We start from the raw sequence: 14,776 nt of genomic DNA on the forward strand, positions 1-14,776 counted from the left end.
GAACGATGAGACGACGTGAGCTGTCCGATGGATCGGGCGTTCAGGTCAGCCAACTCTGTCTCGGTGCCATGTCGTTCGGGACGGTGATCGACGAGGCGACCTCTTTCGCGATCCTGGACCGGTTCGTCGAGGCCGGCGGCACCACGATCGACACCGCGAACTGCTACTCGTTCTGGGTGCCCGGTGGGTCCGGTGGCGAGAGCGAGGCGGTGCTGGGGCGCTGGCTGGCCAGCCGGGGCAATCGGGACGACCTGGTCCTGGCGTCGAAGGTCGGCTCCGGGTTGGCGGCCGGCGGAGGGGCCGAGGGACTCGGCGCGTCGGTGATCCGGGAGCAGCTTGCCGGCTCGCTGAAGCGGCTCGGCGTCGACCATCTCGACGTCTACTACGCCCACCGCGAGGACCGCGAGACCTCCGACGAGGAGACCCTGGCCACGTTCCACGAGGCGGTGACCGAGGGCAGGGTGCGGGCGCTGGGGGCCAGCAACCACGCCGCCTGGCGGCTGGCCGAGACGCGGGCGTTGGCCTCGGCTCGGGGGTGGACGCCGTACACGGTGGTCCAGCAGCGCTATTCGTACCTGCTGCCGCGTCCGGCGACCGTGCTACCTGAGGGTGGGCACGTGCACGCGAGTGACGAACTGCTGGACCTGGTACGCAGTCGCGATCTGACCATGTTCGCGTACAGCACGCTGTTGTGGGGGACCTACACCCGCGCGGACAGGCCGTTGCCGGAGCACTACGCGCACCCGGGCACCGAGCGCCGGCTGCGGGTGCTCGGGGAGGTGGCGGCGGAACTGGACGCCACCCCGAACCAGGTGGTGTTGAGCTGGCTGATGGACGGTGACCCGGCGATCGTGCCGATCGTCGGGGTCAGCTCGGTGGCACAGCTCGACGAGTGTCTGGCGTCGGTCGACCTGAAGCTGCCGACCGAGCTGCGCCAGCGCCTGGACCAGGCCGCCTGAACCGAGAGTGCCTGGCGAGGCCGCCTGAGCAGGATGCCACAGGCCACCGAGGCCGACCGCGCTTGACGCGGCGGCGGTACGCGGTAAGCCTTGTCACGCCTGCGATGCCGGTCGTCGGCGGCGGGCCGGAGGGGTGACGGATGACGCGCTGGACGTACGACGATGTTCCCGACCAGCGGGGACGTACCGCGATCGTCACCGGCGCCAACACCGGCCTCGGCCTGGAGACCGCCCGGCTGTTGGTGGGCCGGGGCGCGCGGGTGGTGCTCGCCTGCCGTGACCAGGGTAAGGGCGAGGCGGCCGTGGCACGGATCCGGGCGCAGTTCCCGGACGCCGAGGTGCGGAGTCTCCGGCTGGACCTGGCGGATCTCGGCTCGGTCGCCGAGTTCGCCGCCGCGTACCGGGCCGAGCACGACCGGCTGGACCTGCTGGTGAACAACGCGGGCGTGATGTATCCGCCGCTGCGGCGTACCCGGCAGGGGTTCGAGTCCCAGTTCGGGGTGAACCACCTCGGGCACTTCGCGCTCACCGGCCGGTTGCTCCCGCTGCTGCTGGCGACCGAGGGGTCCAGGGTCGTCGCGGTGGCCAGCAACGCGTACCGCACCGGCCGGATCGACCTCGACGACCTGAACTGGGAGCGACGGCGCTACGGGCGCTTCGCCGCGTACGCGCAGAGCAAGCTCGCCGTGCTGCTGTTCGTGTTGGAGTTGGATCGCCGGTTGAGCGGGGCCGGGGCGCCGGTGCGGGTGACCGCCGCCCATCCCGGGTGGACGTACACCGGCGAGGGGCAGGGGCGGGACCGGTTCGTCGACGTCGTCAACACCATCGGGCGGTACGTGGCGATGAAGCTCGACGACGGGGTGCTGCCGACGTTGCGGGCCGCGACCGATCCGGGGGCCGAGAGCGGCAGCTACTGGGGGCCGGCGCACCGGATGGAGAACTCCGGTCCGCCGGTGCGGGCGGGCCGGAGTGCGCGGGCGCGGGACGTCGCGGTGGCGGCGCGGCTGTGGACGGAGAGCGAGCGGCTGACGGGTGTACCGATCACCGTCGACCCGGTCGGTCGTACCGACCTCTGAGGGTGTGCGGCCGGGGCCGGGAATCGCTGTGGTCCGGCCAATGATCCGTGGAAGTTTCATCTTTACCGGAGATCGCGCGGTAATCACCGGCGCCGCATGTCCAATTGCCGCATCCGGCGGATATCGGTCGGAGTAAACGGGGTGGCGCGTCAGGCATAGACCGGAGTAAGGTCTGCGCCTACCCCGATACGTCTCCTGACTGAATCATGGCCCGGCGGCCTGGTGAGGAAACAATTCTCCCCTGCATGCCGGGCCGCCCCTTGCCCTGTTCGGCCTCGTGGAGGAGCTTCCGTGCAGCAGCACGATCCCGATGCGGCGCAGCCCTACGGCGATCAGCGAAATCAGATTGCCGACACTTCTTCCGCACCTTCCGTGCGAATGACCGAATCCGTCGAGGAGGGGACTCGCCCCGACCCGGACGGCGGTCGGCTGGCCAACCGTCCGCCCGGCTATCCGAACGCCGTCGTCTGGCTGCGGGTCGGGATCCTGCGGGATTGGCGCGGCGTCCTGGGCGCCTTCGTCGCGGCCTGGCTCTACGTGCCGGTGGCGCTGTTCACCGCAGTGGTGCTCGCGACGACCGCCGCGCTCACGCTCGCGTTCACCGGCGGCGGGATCGTCGCCGACCAGGTGCCGCACGCGGTACGCGACGCCCCGATCATCGGTGGGCTGATCGATTCCTTTCTGCAGCAGTCCGGTGGCCCGATCGGCGCTTTCGTCGGTGCGGCCATCGCATTCCTGGTCGGTCTGCTGGTCATTCCCGTCCTCCGGTTCAGCGAGGTGGACGGGCCCGTCTCACTGCTGGCCCAACTGGTCGGAATGGTGGGCGCGGCCATTGTGCTGGGCCTGCTCTACACGCTGTACCGAGTGGTGCTGGAGCACCGTTTGTTGCGGGTGTCGGGCGCCCGCGACCTCAGTCGGCGGGAGCGCGATCTGATTCTGCCGATCCTGCACGAATGCGCACAGCGGCTCGGTCTGCCGAGTGTCCCGCGACTACTGGTCGAGGACGACCTGGTCACCACGAACGCGCGGGCGTACTCCCGGCACGTCGTGGTCACCACCGGTCTGCTCACCGACTCGCGGGAGGAGATCGCCGCGCTGCTCAGTCACGAGCTGGTGCACTGGCGCACCGGTGACGAGATCACGTCGGCCTTCGTCCGGGGTGTCGGGCTGCCCCTGGTCCTGGTGCACGCGGTGCCCACCTGGCTGATGCGCAGGTTCCCGCACCCGGCCACGAATCTGTTCGTCTTCCTCTTCTTCTGGCCGGTCCTGCTGACGATGAAATACCTGGTACAGCCGCTGCACCGCGCCGACGTGCGGGCGGCGGAGTACCGGGCGGACCTCGGCGCGGTGGCGGCGGGGCACGCCGACGGTCTGCGGGCGGTCCTGGAGCGCCGCAAATCGTTCGAGAGCGGGCGCAGTGGCTGGGACGAGGCCGTCTGCGCCGAGCATCCGCCGAACGAGCTGCGCCTCGACCGGCTGGAGCAGGTCCAGGCCGCAGGCGACGTCCCGGACACCGGGACGCCACCGAGGCGGGTGGTCGCGCCGGCAGAACTCTTCGGCGGGGACGACCCGGTCAGCGTCCGGCGACCGGCCGTCATCGGTGCCGCCGTCCTGCTCTCGGTCTGCCTGGTCTCCGGCCTGCTCGGGGTCGTGCAGTGGGGCTTCTTCCGGCCGGTGACCGCCGTCGACGGATACTTCTCGGCGCTCGCGGACCGGGACGTGGACGACCTGGTCGGATGGCTGAGCCCGGAGGTCGAGGCGGCAGTGCGCGGCGACGACCTGCTCGGCAAGATGATCGAGTCGGCCGACTACCAGCCGCCGACCGACGTCGACGTCACGGCGATCGACCGGAAGGAGGACGACGCCACCGCCACGGTCTCGTTCGTGCTCGGCGGGGAGCGCATGGAGAGCGAGCTGACGCTGCGCCGGGACGACGGGGCGACGGCGGGGATCTTCCGGGGTTGGCACGTCGTCGGTGGTGTCTCCACCCTGGACGTGACCTCCGGTCAGCAGGGCCTCCTGGTCAACGGGGTGTCGATGCCGGAGAACCCGCAGGGGCAGTCGGTGCTCGCCGTGCCCGGCGTGTACCTGGTGACCGCTGCCGCCAGCCCGTTGAGCGAGACGCCGTCGCAACGGATCGGCGTGGCACCCGGTGCCGACTACGCGACGCCGATCCAGGTCGTCGCCGAGTTGAAGCCCGCCGCCCGGTCGACGGTCGACGCGCAGGTGAAGGAGTACCTCGACGGCTGTGCGCGACAGACCGTCGCCGCCCCGCAGGACTGCCCGTTCCGGTTGAGCGGCTACCAGGGTGCCAAGGGGATCACGTGGACGATCGCCAGCTACCCGACGCCGCAGATCGACCTGCTCGGCCCGGCAGCGGCGCAGGTCAGCACGCCCTACGAGGAGCAGGGTCAGGTGCGGGTGAGCGGGACCTACGAGTCCTACTTCGGCGAGGAGGAGTTCACCGAGACCTACCCGCTCTCCGTCACCGGCATGGTCACCGCCGCCGGTGCGGGGCTGACCTTCCAGCCCGAGGTGGACGAATGAACACCGACGCGTCCGTAGCGGGACGGCAACCCGTCCGACTCCAGATGATCACCACGCTCCGGCAGCCGGCCCAGGTCCCGCTCGTCGACTGGATCCACCGCCGGCCGGAGTTCCGGGCCGGCGTACGGGACCTGAGCGGGCGTGGCGGAGGGCGGGCGGGCTTCAGCGAGGCCGTCATCATCGCGGTGGTGGCGCAGAGCCTGCTGCCCGGACTCTTCGCCCTGCTGCAGACCTGGCTCAGCCAGCAGCCCAGCGGTGCCACGGTGCGGATGCGGATCGGGGAGTCTGAGGTGGAGGTGCAGGTGACCGGGCGGACCGATCCGCGCCAGTTGCTGGAGCAGGTCACCCGGACCATCCAGGAGCACCGCGATCCGCCCCGCCCCGGCCCGGAGTAGGCCGTACGCCGGCGATTGTCGATATCGTGTGACGTCGTGCACGGCGGGACCATTTCCTAGGCGGTGCGGTATGACGGTCACTGCGGACCACGCCGAGTTGGTCGTCGCCGCACAGGCGGGGGACCGGTCGGCCCGTGACCAGCTCGTCTCGGCGCACCTGCCGTTGCTCTACAACCTCGTCGGCCGGGCGTTGAGCGGGCATCCGGACGTCGACGACGTGGTGCAGGAGACGCTGCTCCGGGTGGTCCGTGACCTGCCCACCCTGCGGGCGCCGGAGAGTTTCCGCTCCTGGCTGGTGGCGATCGCGCTGCACCAGATCGCCGGCCACCGCAGCCGGGTGCGCGGCGCGGTCGACCGGCTCGCCCTGGGCGACGGGGTGGAGCACCTGTCCGGCGGCGGGGACGTCGAGGGTGAGGCGATCGGGCGGCTGCACGTGTCGGACCAGCGTCGACAGCTTGTCGAGGCGACCCGGTGGCTCGACCCGGCGTACCAGCCGCTGCTGGCGCTCTGGTGGCAGGAGTGCACCGGTGGGCTCAGCCGGGCCGAGGTCGCCGCCGCGACCGGTGTGACCGTCGCGCACGTCGGCGTACGCCTGCACCGGATGCGGGAGCAACTGGAGTCGGGCCGGAGCATCGTCGCGGCGCTGGCGGCCCGTCCGCCCTGCCCGGACCTCTCGGCGGCGATCCGTGGCTGGGACGGGCGACCCACGCCGGTGTGGCGCAAGCGGATCGCCCGACACGTCCGCGACTGTCCGTACTGCGGTGCGGGTGTGGCCGATCGGGTGCCCGCCGAGCGGCTGCTGCTGGGCATCGCGTCGTTGGCGGTGCCGGTGGGCCTGACCGCCGCACTGGTCGCCAAGGGCCTGCTGGCCGGGGCGGCCGGCGGCACCCCGGTCGTGGCGGCGCACGCCGTCGCCGGTGGGGCAACGGTGGCGGGCGGGACGGCGGTCGCCGGTGGCGCCGCGATCGACGGCGCAACGGTGGTCAGCGGTGGGGCGGCCGTCGGTGGCACGGCAGGCCAGGGCGGGTCGCTGCTGGGCGTGCTGACACAGGCGGTGGTGGCGCATCCGGTGGCGAGTGCCGCCGCCGGGGCGGTGCTGATCGCCGGGGCCACCGCCGGGGTCGCGCTGCGGCCGGATCCGGCGCCCCCGCCGCCGGCCGTCGCGGCGCCGGTGACGACGTCCGCCGCGCCGCCGCGCCCCAGCCCGACCCCGGCCACCACGACCCCGGCGACGTCGCCGTCCGTGTCACCGTCGGCGGTACGCCCGTCCGTGCCGGCCGGCACCATCCCGCTGGGCACCTGGTCGTTGGAGTCCGTACGGGCACCGGGCCGGTACCTGACCGTCGACGGCGACGTGGCCGGGCTCGACGAGGTGACCGGAGCCAGCAGTGCGCAGGCCCGGCGACGGGCCACCTTCACAGTCGGTCGAGGGCTCGCCGACCCGGACTGTGTCACCCTGCGCAGCGCCGACGGGCGGTACCTGCGGCATGCGAGCCTGCGACTGCGGCTGAGCCCGAACGAGGGCACCCCGCTGTTCCGGGAGGACGCGACCTTCTGTCCCGAGCGCGGCGCGACGGCTGCCTCGGTGACGATGCGCGCGCACAACTACCCGCATCTCGTGGTGCACGAGCGTGACGTGGGGTTCTGGATCGACTTCCCCGACGGTACGCAGACGTTCGCACGGGCGAGTTCCTTCCGGGTCCGTAACCCCTGGGCCTGACCGTCGGGCCCGACTCGCCCGACCGGCGACCCGCGATTCGGCGACGCACTTTTCGTAATGCCGGACCGGCTGCCGCGCCTCCTACTGCGTGAGGCGTCGGCGGCTCATGACCGGTGGTACGCCGCACGCCGTTCGTCCGAGTCGGCGGGAGCCCGTATGCAGGTGAGGCCACGGTCATGACCGAAGAACGTCCGCCGCCGACCCCGCACCGGGTCGTGGCCGAGTCGGCCGAGCATCCGCCGATGCGCCCGCTGTGGTTGTGCCGCCACTGTGGCCACCCCTGGCCGTGTACGCGTGGCAAGCTCGCCCTGCTGGCCGACTACGAGGGTGCCCCGGTCAACCTCTTCGTCTATCTGGCCGGTTGCCTGCACGAGGCCATCGACGACCTGCATCGACTCGATCCCTGCCAGACCGGCAGCGCCGCCGACATGTTCGACAGGTTCCTGGGCTGGCCGAACCGACTGAACCGGCGCTACCGGGTGACCCGGACGAGCGTGCGTGGCGACCGGCCCCCGACGGTCAGTCGGTAGGACCGGACAGGGCCCGGGGACGGCCGACGCCTACGGCCGTCCCCGAGCTGCCCATACGCAGTCGTCAGCTGGTCATCATTGCGAGCATCTGCTGGATGCCGCCCTGCCGGGAGGCGCGTACCCGCTCGCCGAAGGCCTTGGTCTCGGCGTTCTTGCCGCCGCTGCGGACCAGGTTGGCCAGTTCCATCGCGTTGTGCTGGTGCGCCAGGAAGAGGCTCAGGAAGGACGTGTCGAACTCGGCGTCCTTGACCGTCGTCAACGCCTCGATCTCGGCCGGTCCGGTGCCGGGCAGTCCACCGTGGTGGGCGTGCAGGTTGGGCGCGGTGTCGACCTCGGTGGACTTGCCCCAGCTCCTGAGCCAGCCCTCGATCATCTTCAGCTCGTCGGACTCGGTGACCTGCACCGCCTGGGCGAGCGTCTTCAACTCCGGGTCCTGGGCGCGCTTCACGGCGGTGGCGGTCATCTGCAGGGCCTGCCGCTGGTGGTGGACGAACATCTGCAGGAACATCACGTCGGTGTCGTTGTACTCGTCGCCGGCCGTGATCTCGGCGACCGTCGTGTCACTCGTCGGAGCGGGCGGCGGCTGCGCGGCGGGTGACCCGCAGGCGCCGAGCAGGAACGGTACGACCAGGGCTGCCGCGACCAGTCGGCGCCTCACAGCGGGAGCCACAGCGCGAGGGTGTAGATCGAGGGCTCCCAGCTGTTGATCGCGGTGTGGCCCTGGCGGCACTCGTACCGCCTGCCCTCGAACGTCACCACGTCGCCGGTGCGGTAGCTGACCCCGGCGGCCCAGGCGTCACCGCCCGCTGCCGGCGGCGGGGCCGCGCTGGTCGGTGCGGCGGTGGTCGGCGTGGTGCCGGGCCGGGTGGGTGCGGTGGTGGGCGCCGTGGTGGGCGCGGCCGTGGGCGGTGCGGTGGTGGGCGCGGCGGTGGTCGGCCGGGGGGCGGGCGCGGCACCGCCGCCACCGACGATCAGGTCGACGCAGTTGTAGAAGGCCATCGGGGTGTCGCCGATGTTCCAGACCGCGAGCAGCCGTTGGCGGCCGGGGAAGTTGCTCAGGTCGATGGTGTGCGACACGGTCGCGTCCGGCTGGGCGTTGCCCTCGTCGATCTCGGCGACCAGTCTGCCGTCGATGAAGTACTGCCAGTCGGCGGTCCGGTGCCGGGCGGTCAGCACCCAGGTGAGGGTCACCGAACTGCCCACGTTCCGGGCCGGCCAGTCGCGGGACTCGTCGGAGAGGACGGACCACTGGGCCACTCCGCCGTCGCACCGCTGGGAGCCCTTGGGTGCCTCGACGCTCTGCGGCTCGAACTGGATCGGGCCGCAGTCGGTGACCGTTCCGGCCGCGCACAACGCCTGTCGGCTGGGCGGGTTGGAGACGTATCCGTGGGCCTGGGCGGGCGAGGAGACCGCCAGGGACGAGGCGACCATGCCGAGGGCCACCAGTGGGTAGGTGATCTTCCTGCGCATCTGAACTCCGTACGGCTCGCTGCGGCTGTGACGGCGAGGACGCTAGTGCGCGGTTCCATAAAGGAGCCTTAACGGCTCCGAAAAGGATCATGAAAGGCGGCTGCTGCTCCCGAGTCGCTCCGGAGCGTGGTCGACCGTCCCGAGCAGGATGCCGACCCGGGCACCGCCGAGCGGACTGCGGGTGACCACCAGGTGACCGCCCGACGTCTCGGCGGCGCGCCGCACGATGTCGAGACCGAGGCCGGTCGACCCGGCGGCGCTCACACCCCGCTGCACCGCCCGTGCCGGGTCGGCGATGCCCGGCCCGGCGTCGTCCACCAGTACCCCGTCGGGCGAGACGCTGACCCGGAAGGCGGCACCGTCCGGGGTGTGCGCGAAGACGTTGCCGAGCATCGCGTCCACCACCAGGATCAGTTCGCTGCGCGGCATCGGCAGGACCACCGGTACGTCGCCACCGGTCACCTCCCACGGACGCTCCTGGTCCTCGGCCAGCACCGACCAGAACGCCAGCCGGTCGGCCAGCACCTCCACCAGGTCGGCGCTCTGCCCGTCCCGCCCGTCGGTGCCGCGCCGCACCCCACGGATGATCGAATCGAGTTCCTCGTCGAGCAGGTCGCAGGCCTGCCGCATCCGCTCGCCTATCGGGCCCGGCGGCATCGCCTCGGCGTCCAGACGCAGCGCGGTCAGCGGCGTCCGCAACCGGTGGGAGAGGTCGGCCGCCAACTCGCGCTCCCGGTTCATCAGCAGCCGCAGGTCGTCGGCCATCGCGTTGAACGACCGGGCCGCGTCCTGGAGTTCCCGGGGGCCGTTCGGCTCCGCCCGGGCGGTCAGGTCGCCGCCGCCGAGCCGCCGCGCCGACGCGGACAGGTCCCGGGTGGCCCGCACCAGCCGGCCGCCGAGCCGGTCGGCGAGCAGCGTCGAACCGGCCACCAGGACGATCGCCAACCCACCGAGGACGACCCAGGCGGTCCGGACGCCCCGGCGCAGGTCGGCCTCGGGCACGTACACCTCGACGATCACGGTGCGGCCGTCGGCCAGCACGGTGGGTTGCAGGTACGCGACACCGTCGCCGGCCGGGGCCAGCACCGACCGGCGGTCCCCGGCGGCGCTGCGTACCTGCGCGTCGGTGACGTGGGTGACGCCGATCGGCGCGTTGTCCGGCAGGTGCACGGCGAGCCGTCCGGCGCTGCCCGCCGTGGTGCTGGCCACCGCGTTGGTGAGCAGCATCGGGTCGGCGTCCATGCCCAGCACGGTGACCAGGGCGGTGGCCTGCTGGCGAGCTTCGCTGACGGCCCGGTCCCGGGCGATCTGCCCGGTGGCGATGGCCAGCGGCACCAGGAAGGCCAGCGCCACCATCGAGGTGATGGCGATGGCCAGCCGGTTCAGGGCCCACCTCATCGGGGTTCGACCATCATCACGCCGACCCCGCGTACGGTCCGCAGGAAGCGTGGCCGGGCGGCCGTCTCCCCGAGCTTGCGACGCAGCCAGGAGATGTGCACGTCGATGGTCTGTTCCTCGCCGATCTGCGCCTGGTGCCAGACCTCGTTCATCAGCTCCCGGCGGCTGACCACCTGACCGACCCGCTCGGCCAGGTACGCCAGCACGTCGAACTCGCGTCGGGTCAGTTGCAGGGGTTGCCCGTGTAGTTCGGCCAGGCGTTGCCGGGGACGGATGGTCAGCTCGCCCACGGTGATCGACGGCGGGGTCTCGTTCGCGGTGGGCCGGGCCCGGCGGAGCACCGCGTCGATGCGAGCCAGGATGTGTCCACCGGAGAACGGCTTGGTCACGTAGTCGTCGGCACCGGCGCCGAGCAGGCTGATGATGTCGGTCTCGGAGCGGCGCGCGGTCGCCACGATGACCGGTACGTCGGAGACCGAACGGATCATCCGCAGCGCGTCGGCACCGTCGATGTCGGGTAGCCCGAGATCGAGGATGACCAGGTTCGGTCGCTCGGTGCTGACGATCCGCAACGCCTCGGCGGCGTGCCCGGCGGGCCGTACCACGTGACCGGCGTCGGTCAGCGCACGGGTGAGGGCGGCCGCGATGTTCCGGTCGTCCTCGACCAGCAGGATCATCGCCATGGCGTACACCATATGGGTAGATGAGACGATGTCTTTGTGCGATCTTCCTGGTGGGCGCCGATCACGGGATGGTGCGTCGCCACCGCGTCGAGCATCGTGCTCGCGTCGATGGCGATCCTGCCCGTGCTGCGGGAGCCGGTCGCCCAGGACCGGACGCTGAGTCCACCACCTGCGGCGCAGACGCCCGGACCGCCGACGCCACTGCCCTCGTCGACACCGCCGCCGACGACGTCGGCGTCACCGCGACCCCGCGTGAGCCCGACCCCGACCCCGAGCGCCACGCCGGAGTCGGTGGAGAGCCGCCGCCCGACGACCAGACCGAGCCGGACCACGGCCCCGACCGTGACCACCGAGGACGGTTGGACGGTGACGGTGGGCGACGACGGCGTCCGCAGCTACGTCCGCTCGTTCCGGGTGGAGGGCGGCCAGGCGGTCGTCCGGATGACCTCGGCGGGCGTGGTCGAGCTGGTCACGGCGACCCCGGCGGACGGGTACGCGGTGCAGAAGGTGCAGAACTCGCCGGACAACATGGCGGTCTACTTCAACGCGCCGAACAGCAGCTTCATCATCCACGCGATCTGGTGGGACGACCGCCCGTTCGTGCAGGTGAGCAAGGTCGGCTCGTAGGGTCGGTGCCGCGCGGTCGCTCAGAACAGGGTGGTGGGCTCCACCGGGATCGGCTCGGGCAGGGGCGTCAGCTCGGGCACGCGGGCACGGACCTCGTCGTGGAAGCGGCGGGCGAGCACCGGCGCGTCGGCGTTGTCGGGGGTGTGCACGAACATGGTGGGGGAGCGGCCCTCGCGCAGCCAGTCCACGGTGACGTCGACCCAGTGCTGCCAGCCCTCGACCGTCCGGTCCGTGTCGTCGCGGCCGAGGTAGCGCACGATGGGCCGGTCGGTCAGCGCGTGGGTGCGCAACGGCATCCGTGGCTTCTTGGTCCAGGCGTCGCGCTCGGCGTCACTGGTCGGCGGGTCGGCGAAGAAGGCGGTGGTGTCGAACGGCACCCATTCGGCGTCCGCCTCGTCGAGCGTGGTCTCCAGCAGCCGGACCGCGTGCGGCTCGGTGAAGAAGGCGGGATGGCGGACCTCCACCACGGCTCGGTGGGTGGCGGGCAGTCGGCGCAGGAAGCGGGCCAGCGTGGGTACGTCGTCCGGGCCGAACGAGCCGGGAAGCTGCACCCAGAGGGCGTGGGCACGCGGGCCGAGCGGTGCCATCGCGTCCAGGAACACCCGCATCGGCTCGGTGACGTCGGTGAGCCGGCGCTCGTGCGTCACCAGTTTGGGCAGCTTGACCACGAACCGGAAGTCCGGATCGGTCTGCTGCGCCCAGGTGGCGACGGTGTCCCGGGTCGGGGTGGCGTAGAACGTCGTGTTGCCCTCGACCGCGTCGCACCACCCGGCGTAGTGGCGCAGCCGTTCGGAGGTCGGCAACGGGTGCGCCAGCAGCCGACCCTGCCAGGACTTGTGCGTCCACATCGCACACCCGACGTGCAGCCGCATACCGCCGACTCCTTCCTCCGCCCCTGGCCCGGCGACAGTGCGGGCACCCGGCCGGGCTTGCTGCGCGGCCCGGTGCGGCGCGACCCCGGCTTGACGTACCGTAGCCGGGTGTCCGTTGGCCGGCCGCGTCAGCGGGCCGGGCCGGCGGAGTCGCCCGGGGCGAGGGACGCGATGAAGTCGAGAATGCGCTGGTTGACCAGCTCGGGACGTTCCAGCGGCAGCCCGTGGCCGGCACCGGTCACGATCTCGGTGCGGACCGAGGGGATCAGCTCCGCCGCCCGGGCCGCCGCCCGACGGGGATCCAGCAACGAACTGCGCCCGGCCAGCAGCACCTGCACCGGCACGCGGATCGCGCGCAACTCGTCGTCGTCGAACCGGCGAGCTGCGACCGGGCGGCCCGACCGCCAGTGCCGGGCTGCGATCATGATCGGGGCCAGTTGCTCGGCGGACTCGACCAGGGCATGGTTGGCCAGCCGCTGGGCGAACCAGGGCCGGGTGCGCCGGGGGGCCAGTGTCGCCAACGCTCCGGCCAGCATGTTCGCGTAGAACCTGAGTGGCACCTTCTCCAGGCCCCCGGGATCGAGCAGCGTGACCGAGGCCAGCCGGTCGGGCCGGTGCAGGGCCTGGGCGAGCGCCAGGAATCCGCCGTAGGACAGGCCGACCAGGTGGACGCCGTCCAGCCCGAGTGCGGTGAGCGTCTCGTCGAGCCAGGCGGCGTTGTCGGTCGTACTCGGCACCGGTCGGCGTTGCACGCTGCGACCTGGGTCGTCGACGGTGTCCACCGCGTAGACCCGGTGGTGGACACCGAGCGGGGCGACCTGCGGATACCAGTTGCTGGAATTGCCCTGAGCGCCGTGTAACAACACGATCGGCTCACCCGTGGCGATGCCATGCTGGTGCACGTGGACGGTGCCGAACCGCGTCTCGACGTCCCACTCCTGTCGAGGGTGCGGCCATGCGCCCATCGCCACCTCATAGGCGGCGAGGAACCTGCTCCGTGCCTGGTCGCTGGTGAACCGTCCGATGCCTGGCGTCGCTCGCACGTCGACCTCCCCGTTTTGGTAGTACGATCGTACTACCAAAACGGCTGACAAGGGGTGCCACGATGCCGAGACTGTCCGACCGTGACGCGCGCCGAGGCGAGATCCTGGCCGCGCTGCTGCGGATCGCCGGCGAGCGTGGCCTGCACGCCGTGAGCATGCGTACGGTGGCCGCGCAGGCGGGCGTCTCGGTGAGCACCGTGCAGTACTACTTCCGGACCAAGGAGGAGTTGCTCTTCGCCGGGCTGCGGCACCAGGCCGACATCGTGGGTCGGCGCGCCGTAGCCGGGATGCCGGTCGACCCGGCGGAGCACCCACGGGACAGCCTGCGTGCCTGGCTGGTTCAGTTCGTTCCCGTCGATGCCGAGCAGCGTGCCGCCTATATCGTCTTCGCCGCCTACCACGCCCTGGCACTGACCGACCCGGCGCTGGCCGAACTCTCCTACAGCCGCGACTCGGTCGAGCTGGAACGCGCACTATGCGAACTGGTGGCCGCCGCCCAGCGCTCAGGTGCGGTGCCAGCCGAGCGGGACGCGGACGCCGAGGCCGGCAACCTGCTCGCCCTGGCGACCGGCCTCGCCGACAGCGTCATGGCGGGCATGCGGAGTCCCGAGACCGCCATCGCGCTGTTGGACTACCAACTCGACCACGTCTTCCGCACGCCGTCGGCGGGCTCGGTCGGCTAGCCGTCGCCGTCGGTGCGGTCGACGGTGAGGCTGGAGACGCCGGAGGTGGCGTCGATGTCGTAGCGGTCCGTGGCCGACTCCCACTCCGGTGGCGTCAGCACAGTGCCGCCGGCCACGCCGGACTGGGTGGATCCGTCGACGGTGACCGAGCCGGCGCCGCCACCCGCGCGTACCCGCACCGGGGCGTCACCGGCCAGGCGGACGACGACCTGGTTCGCGCCGCCACTGAGGACGGTCCGCTGAGTGCCCTCGGCCGGCGGCAGGGTCAGCTCGATCCGGCTGGCCCCGGCGGTGAACTCGACGTCGCCGAGCTGGGCGCCCCGCAGGTCGAGGTGCTGCTCCTTGGCGCCGCCGCCGAGCCGCAGGTGCCAGCGTACGGAGTGGTGCAGCACCACCTCGACGATGGCCGGCCCGTCCTGTCCGGTGCCGCGCAGGCTGGTGAGTATGTTGCCGTCGGCGAGCGAGACCGCGGGCCGTACGCCCGAGTCGCGGGACGTCGACACCCGGTACGCGTCCCCGCCGAGGTCGTCGGTGCGCAGCCGGACCACGTCGGCGCCGTCGAGCAGGACGAAGGTGGCCTCCCGCAGGTCGTCGGCGCTGCCGGTGACGACGTGCCCGGCCCGGCCGTCGCCGCGCACCGTGACCCAGGTCCAGGCGGAGACCAGCACCACCACCAGAACCAGCAGTGCCCCGCCGAGCCACCACCAGAACCGTCGCCCGTCGGTCGCTTGAGCGTTCTCCACGTCGCCTCCCGTGCCTCGGTGACCGCAGGG

At 71.9% G+C, this 14,776-nt stretch carries 15 protein-coding genes; 8 read left to right on the forward strand and 7 right to left on the reverse strand.

Going from position 1 to position 14,776, the window contains the following annotated elements; all coding sequences use genetic code 11:
• The first annotated feature begins 5 nt into the window (after nucleotides 1-5).
• From HUT12_RS07125 to HUT12_RS07150, 6 genes are all read left to right on the forward strand, one after another.
• A complete protein-coding gene (locus HUT12_RS07125) occupies nucleotides 6-959 on the forward strand; it encodes an aldo/keto reductase (RefSeq protein ID WP_176092882.1) in 954 nt (317 codons plus the stop codon).
• 140 nt (nucleotides 960-1,099) lie between these two features.
• Complete coding sequence (locus tag HUT12_RS07130; protein WP_176092883.1) at nucleotides 1,100-2,035, forward strand: oxidoreductase; 936 nt, start codon at nucleotides 1,100-1,102, stop codon at nucleotides 2,033-2,035.
• A 378-nt stretch (nucleotides 2,036-2,413) separates the two neighbouring features.
• The gene (locus HUT12_RS07135) at nucleotides 2,414-4,582 is read left to right on the forward strand and encodes a M48 family metalloprotease (protein WP_176092884.1); all 2,169 of its coding nucleotides are present in this window, start codon (nucleotides 2,414-2,416) and stop codon (nucleotides 4,580-4,582) included.
• Nucleotides 4,579-4,977: a hypothetical protein gene (locus tag HUT12_RS07140; RefSeq protein ID WP_131054049.1), complete on the forward strand. Its 399-nt coding sequence runs from the start codon at nucleotides 4,579-4,581 to the stop codon at nucleotides 4,975-4,977. The genes HUT12_RS07135 and HUT12_RS07140 overlap by 4 nt, the downstream gene beginning before the upstream one ends.
• A 70-nt stretch (nucleotides 4,978-5,047) precedes the next feature.
• Nucleotides 5,048-6,697 (forward strand): sigma-70 family RNA polymerase sigma factor, encoded by a 1,650-nt coding sequence (locus HUT12_RS07145; RefSeq protein ID WP_176092885.1) that lies wholly within the window; start codon nucleotides 5,048-5,050, stop codon nucleotides 6,695-6,697.
• 176 nt (nucleotides 6,698-6,873) lie between these two features.
• The gene (locus HUT12_RS07150) at nucleotides 6,874-7,227 is read left to right on the forward strand and encodes a hypothetical protein (protein WP_131057791.1); all 354 of its coding nucleotides are present in this window, start codon (nucleotides 6,874-6,876) and stop codon (nucleotides 7,225-7,227) included.
• Nucleotides 7,228-7,291: 64 nt separating this feature from the next.
• Here the strand turns inward: HUT12_RS07150 and HUT12_RS07155 are convergent, their stop codons facing one another.
• The 4 genes from HUT12_RS07155 to HUT12_RS07170 all read right to left on the reverse strand — a co-directional run bounded on the left by HUT12_RS07155 (nucleotide 7,292) and on the right by HUT12_RS07170 (nucleotide 10,778).
• Entirely contained in the window at nucleotides 7,292-7,897 is a 606-nt protein-coding gene (locus tag HUT12_RS07155; protein ID WP_236146072.1) for a DUF305 domain-containing protein, read from the reverse strand.
• Complete coding sequence (locus HUT12_RS07160; RefSeq protein ID WP_176092886.1) at nucleotides 7,882-8,697, reverse strand: lytic polysaccharide monooxygenase; 816 nt, start codon at nucleotides 8,695-8,697, stop codon at nucleotides 7,882-7,884. The genes HUT12_RS07155 and HUT12_RS07160 overlap by 16 nt, the downstream gene beginning before the upstream one ends.
• A gap of 87 nt (nucleotides 8,698-8,784) precedes the next feature.
• Nucleotides 8,785-10,095 carry a HAMP domain-containing sensor histidine kinase gene (locus HUT12_RS07165; protein WP_176092887.1) on the reverse strand — a complete coding sequence of 437 codons (1,311 nt, stop codon included), beginning with the start codon at nucleotides 10,093-10,095 and terminating at the stop codon, nucleotides 8,785-8,787.
• Complete coding sequence (locus tag HUT12_RS07170) at nucleotides 10,092-10,778, reverse strand: response regulator transcription factor (RefSeq protein ID WP_176092888.1); 687 nt, start codon at nucleotides 10,776-10,778, stop codon at nucleotides 10,092-10,094. Before HUT12_RS07170 ends, HUT12_RS07165 begins: the two co-directional genes overlap by 4 nt.
• A 36-nt stretch (nucleotides 10,779-10,814) precedes the next feature.
• On the opposite strand from HUT12_RS07170, the gene HUT12_RS07175 reads away from it, so the two are divergent.
• Nucleotides 10,815-11,405: a DNA mismatch repair protein MutL gene (locus tag HUT12_RS07175; RefSeq protein WP_176092889.1), complete on the forward strand. Its 591-nt coding sequence runs from the start codon at nucleotides 10,815-10,817 to the stop codon at nucleotides 11,403-11,405.
• A gap of 20 nt (nucleotides 11,406-11,425) precedes the next feature.
• Here the strand turns inward: HUT12_RS07175 and HUT12_RS07180 are convergent, their stop codons facing one another.
• Both HUT12_RS07180 and HUT12_RS07185 read right to left on the reverse strand, forming a co-directional pair.
• Entirely contained in the window at nucleotides 11,426-12,253 is an 828-nt protein-coding gene (locus HUT12_RS07180) for a DUF72 domain-containing protein (RefSeq protein ID WP_217706065.1), read from the reverse strand.
• 152 nt (nucleotides 12,254-12,405) lie between these two features.
• The gene (locus tag HUT12_RS07185) at nucleotides 12,406-13,320 is read right to left on the reverse strand and encodes an alpha/beta fold hydrolase (protein WP_236145850.1); all 915 of its coding nucleotides are present in this window, start codon (nucleotides 13,318-13,320) and stop codon (nucleotides 12,406-12,408) included.
• A gap of 62 nt (nucleotides 13,321-13,382) precedes the next feature.
• Between HUT12_RS07185 and HUT12_RS07190 the strand changes: the two genes are divergently transcribed.
• On the forward strand, nucleotides 13,383-14,003 hold the full coding sequence (locus tag HUT12_RS07190; RefSeq protein WP_176092891.1) for a TetR/AcrR family transcriptional regulator: 621 nt from the start codon (nucleotides 13,383-13,385) through the stop codon (nucleotides 14,001-14,003).
• On the opposite strand, the gene HUT12_RS07195 is transcribed toward HUT12_RS07190, so the two are convergent.
• Nucleotides 14,000-14,746, reverse strand: coding sequence for a hypothetical protein (locus HUT12_RS07195; protein WP_131054448.1), 747 nt, complete (start codon nucleotides 14,744-14,746; stop codon nucleotides 14,000-14,002). The genes HUT12_RS07190 and HUT12_RS07195 overlap by 4 nt on opposite strands.
• Nucleotides 14,747-14,776 lie beyond the last annotated feature (30 nt).

This window comes from Verrucosispora sp. NA02020 (assembly GCF_013364215.1).
Lineage (GTDB): Bacteria > Actinomycetota > Actinomycetes > Mycobacteriales > Micromonosporaceae > Micromonospora.

Excerpts from the sequence above, each read along its gene's own strand:
- HUT12_RS07125 (WP_176092882.1), top strand. The coding sequence starts at position 6 with ATGAGACGACGTGAGCTGTCCGATGGATCGGGCGTTCAGGTCAGCCAA.
- HUT12_RS07130 (WP_176092883.1), top strand. The coding sequence starts at position 1,100 with ATGACGCGCTGGACGTACGACGATGTTCCCGACCAGCGGGGACGTACC.
- HUT12_RS07135 (WP_176092884.1), top strand. The coding sequence starts at position 2,414 with ATGACCGAATCCGTCGAGGAGGGGACTCGCCCCGACCCGGACGGCGGT.
- HUT12_RS07140 (WP_131054049.1), top strand. The coding sequence starts at position 4,579 with ATGAACACCGACGCGTCCGTAGCGGGACGGCAACCCGTCCGACTCCAG.
- HUT12_RS07145 (WP_176092885.1), top strand. The coding sequence starts at position 5,048 with ATGACGGTCACTGCGGACCACGCCGAGTTGGTCGTCGCCGCACAGGCG.
- HUT12_RS07150 (WP_131057791.1), top strand. The coding sequence starts at position 6,874 with ATGACCGAAGAACGTCCGCCGCCGACCCCGCACCGGGTCGTGGCCGAG.
- HUT12_RS07160 (WP_176092886.1), bottom strand. The coding sequence starts at position 8,697 with ATGCGCAGGAAGATCACCTACCCACTGGTGGCCCTCGGCATGGTCGCC.
- HUT12_RS07165 (WP_176092887.1), bottom strand. The coding sequence starts at position 10,095 with ATGAGGTGGGCCCTGAACCGGCTGGCCATCGCCATCACCTCGATGGTG.
- HUT12_RS07170 (WP_176092888.1), bottom strand. The coding sequence starts at position 10,778 with ATGGCGATGATCCTGCTGGTCGAGGACGACCGGAACATCGCGGCCGCC.
- HUT12_RS07180 (WP_217706065.1), bottom strand. The coding sequence starts at position 12,253 with ATGTGGACGCACAAGTCCTGGCAGGGTCGGCTGCTGGCGCACCCGTTG.
- HUT12_RS07190 (WP_176092891.1), top strand. The coding sequence starts at position 13,383 with ATGCCGAGACTGTCCGACCGTGACGCGCGCCGAGGCGAGATCCTGGCC.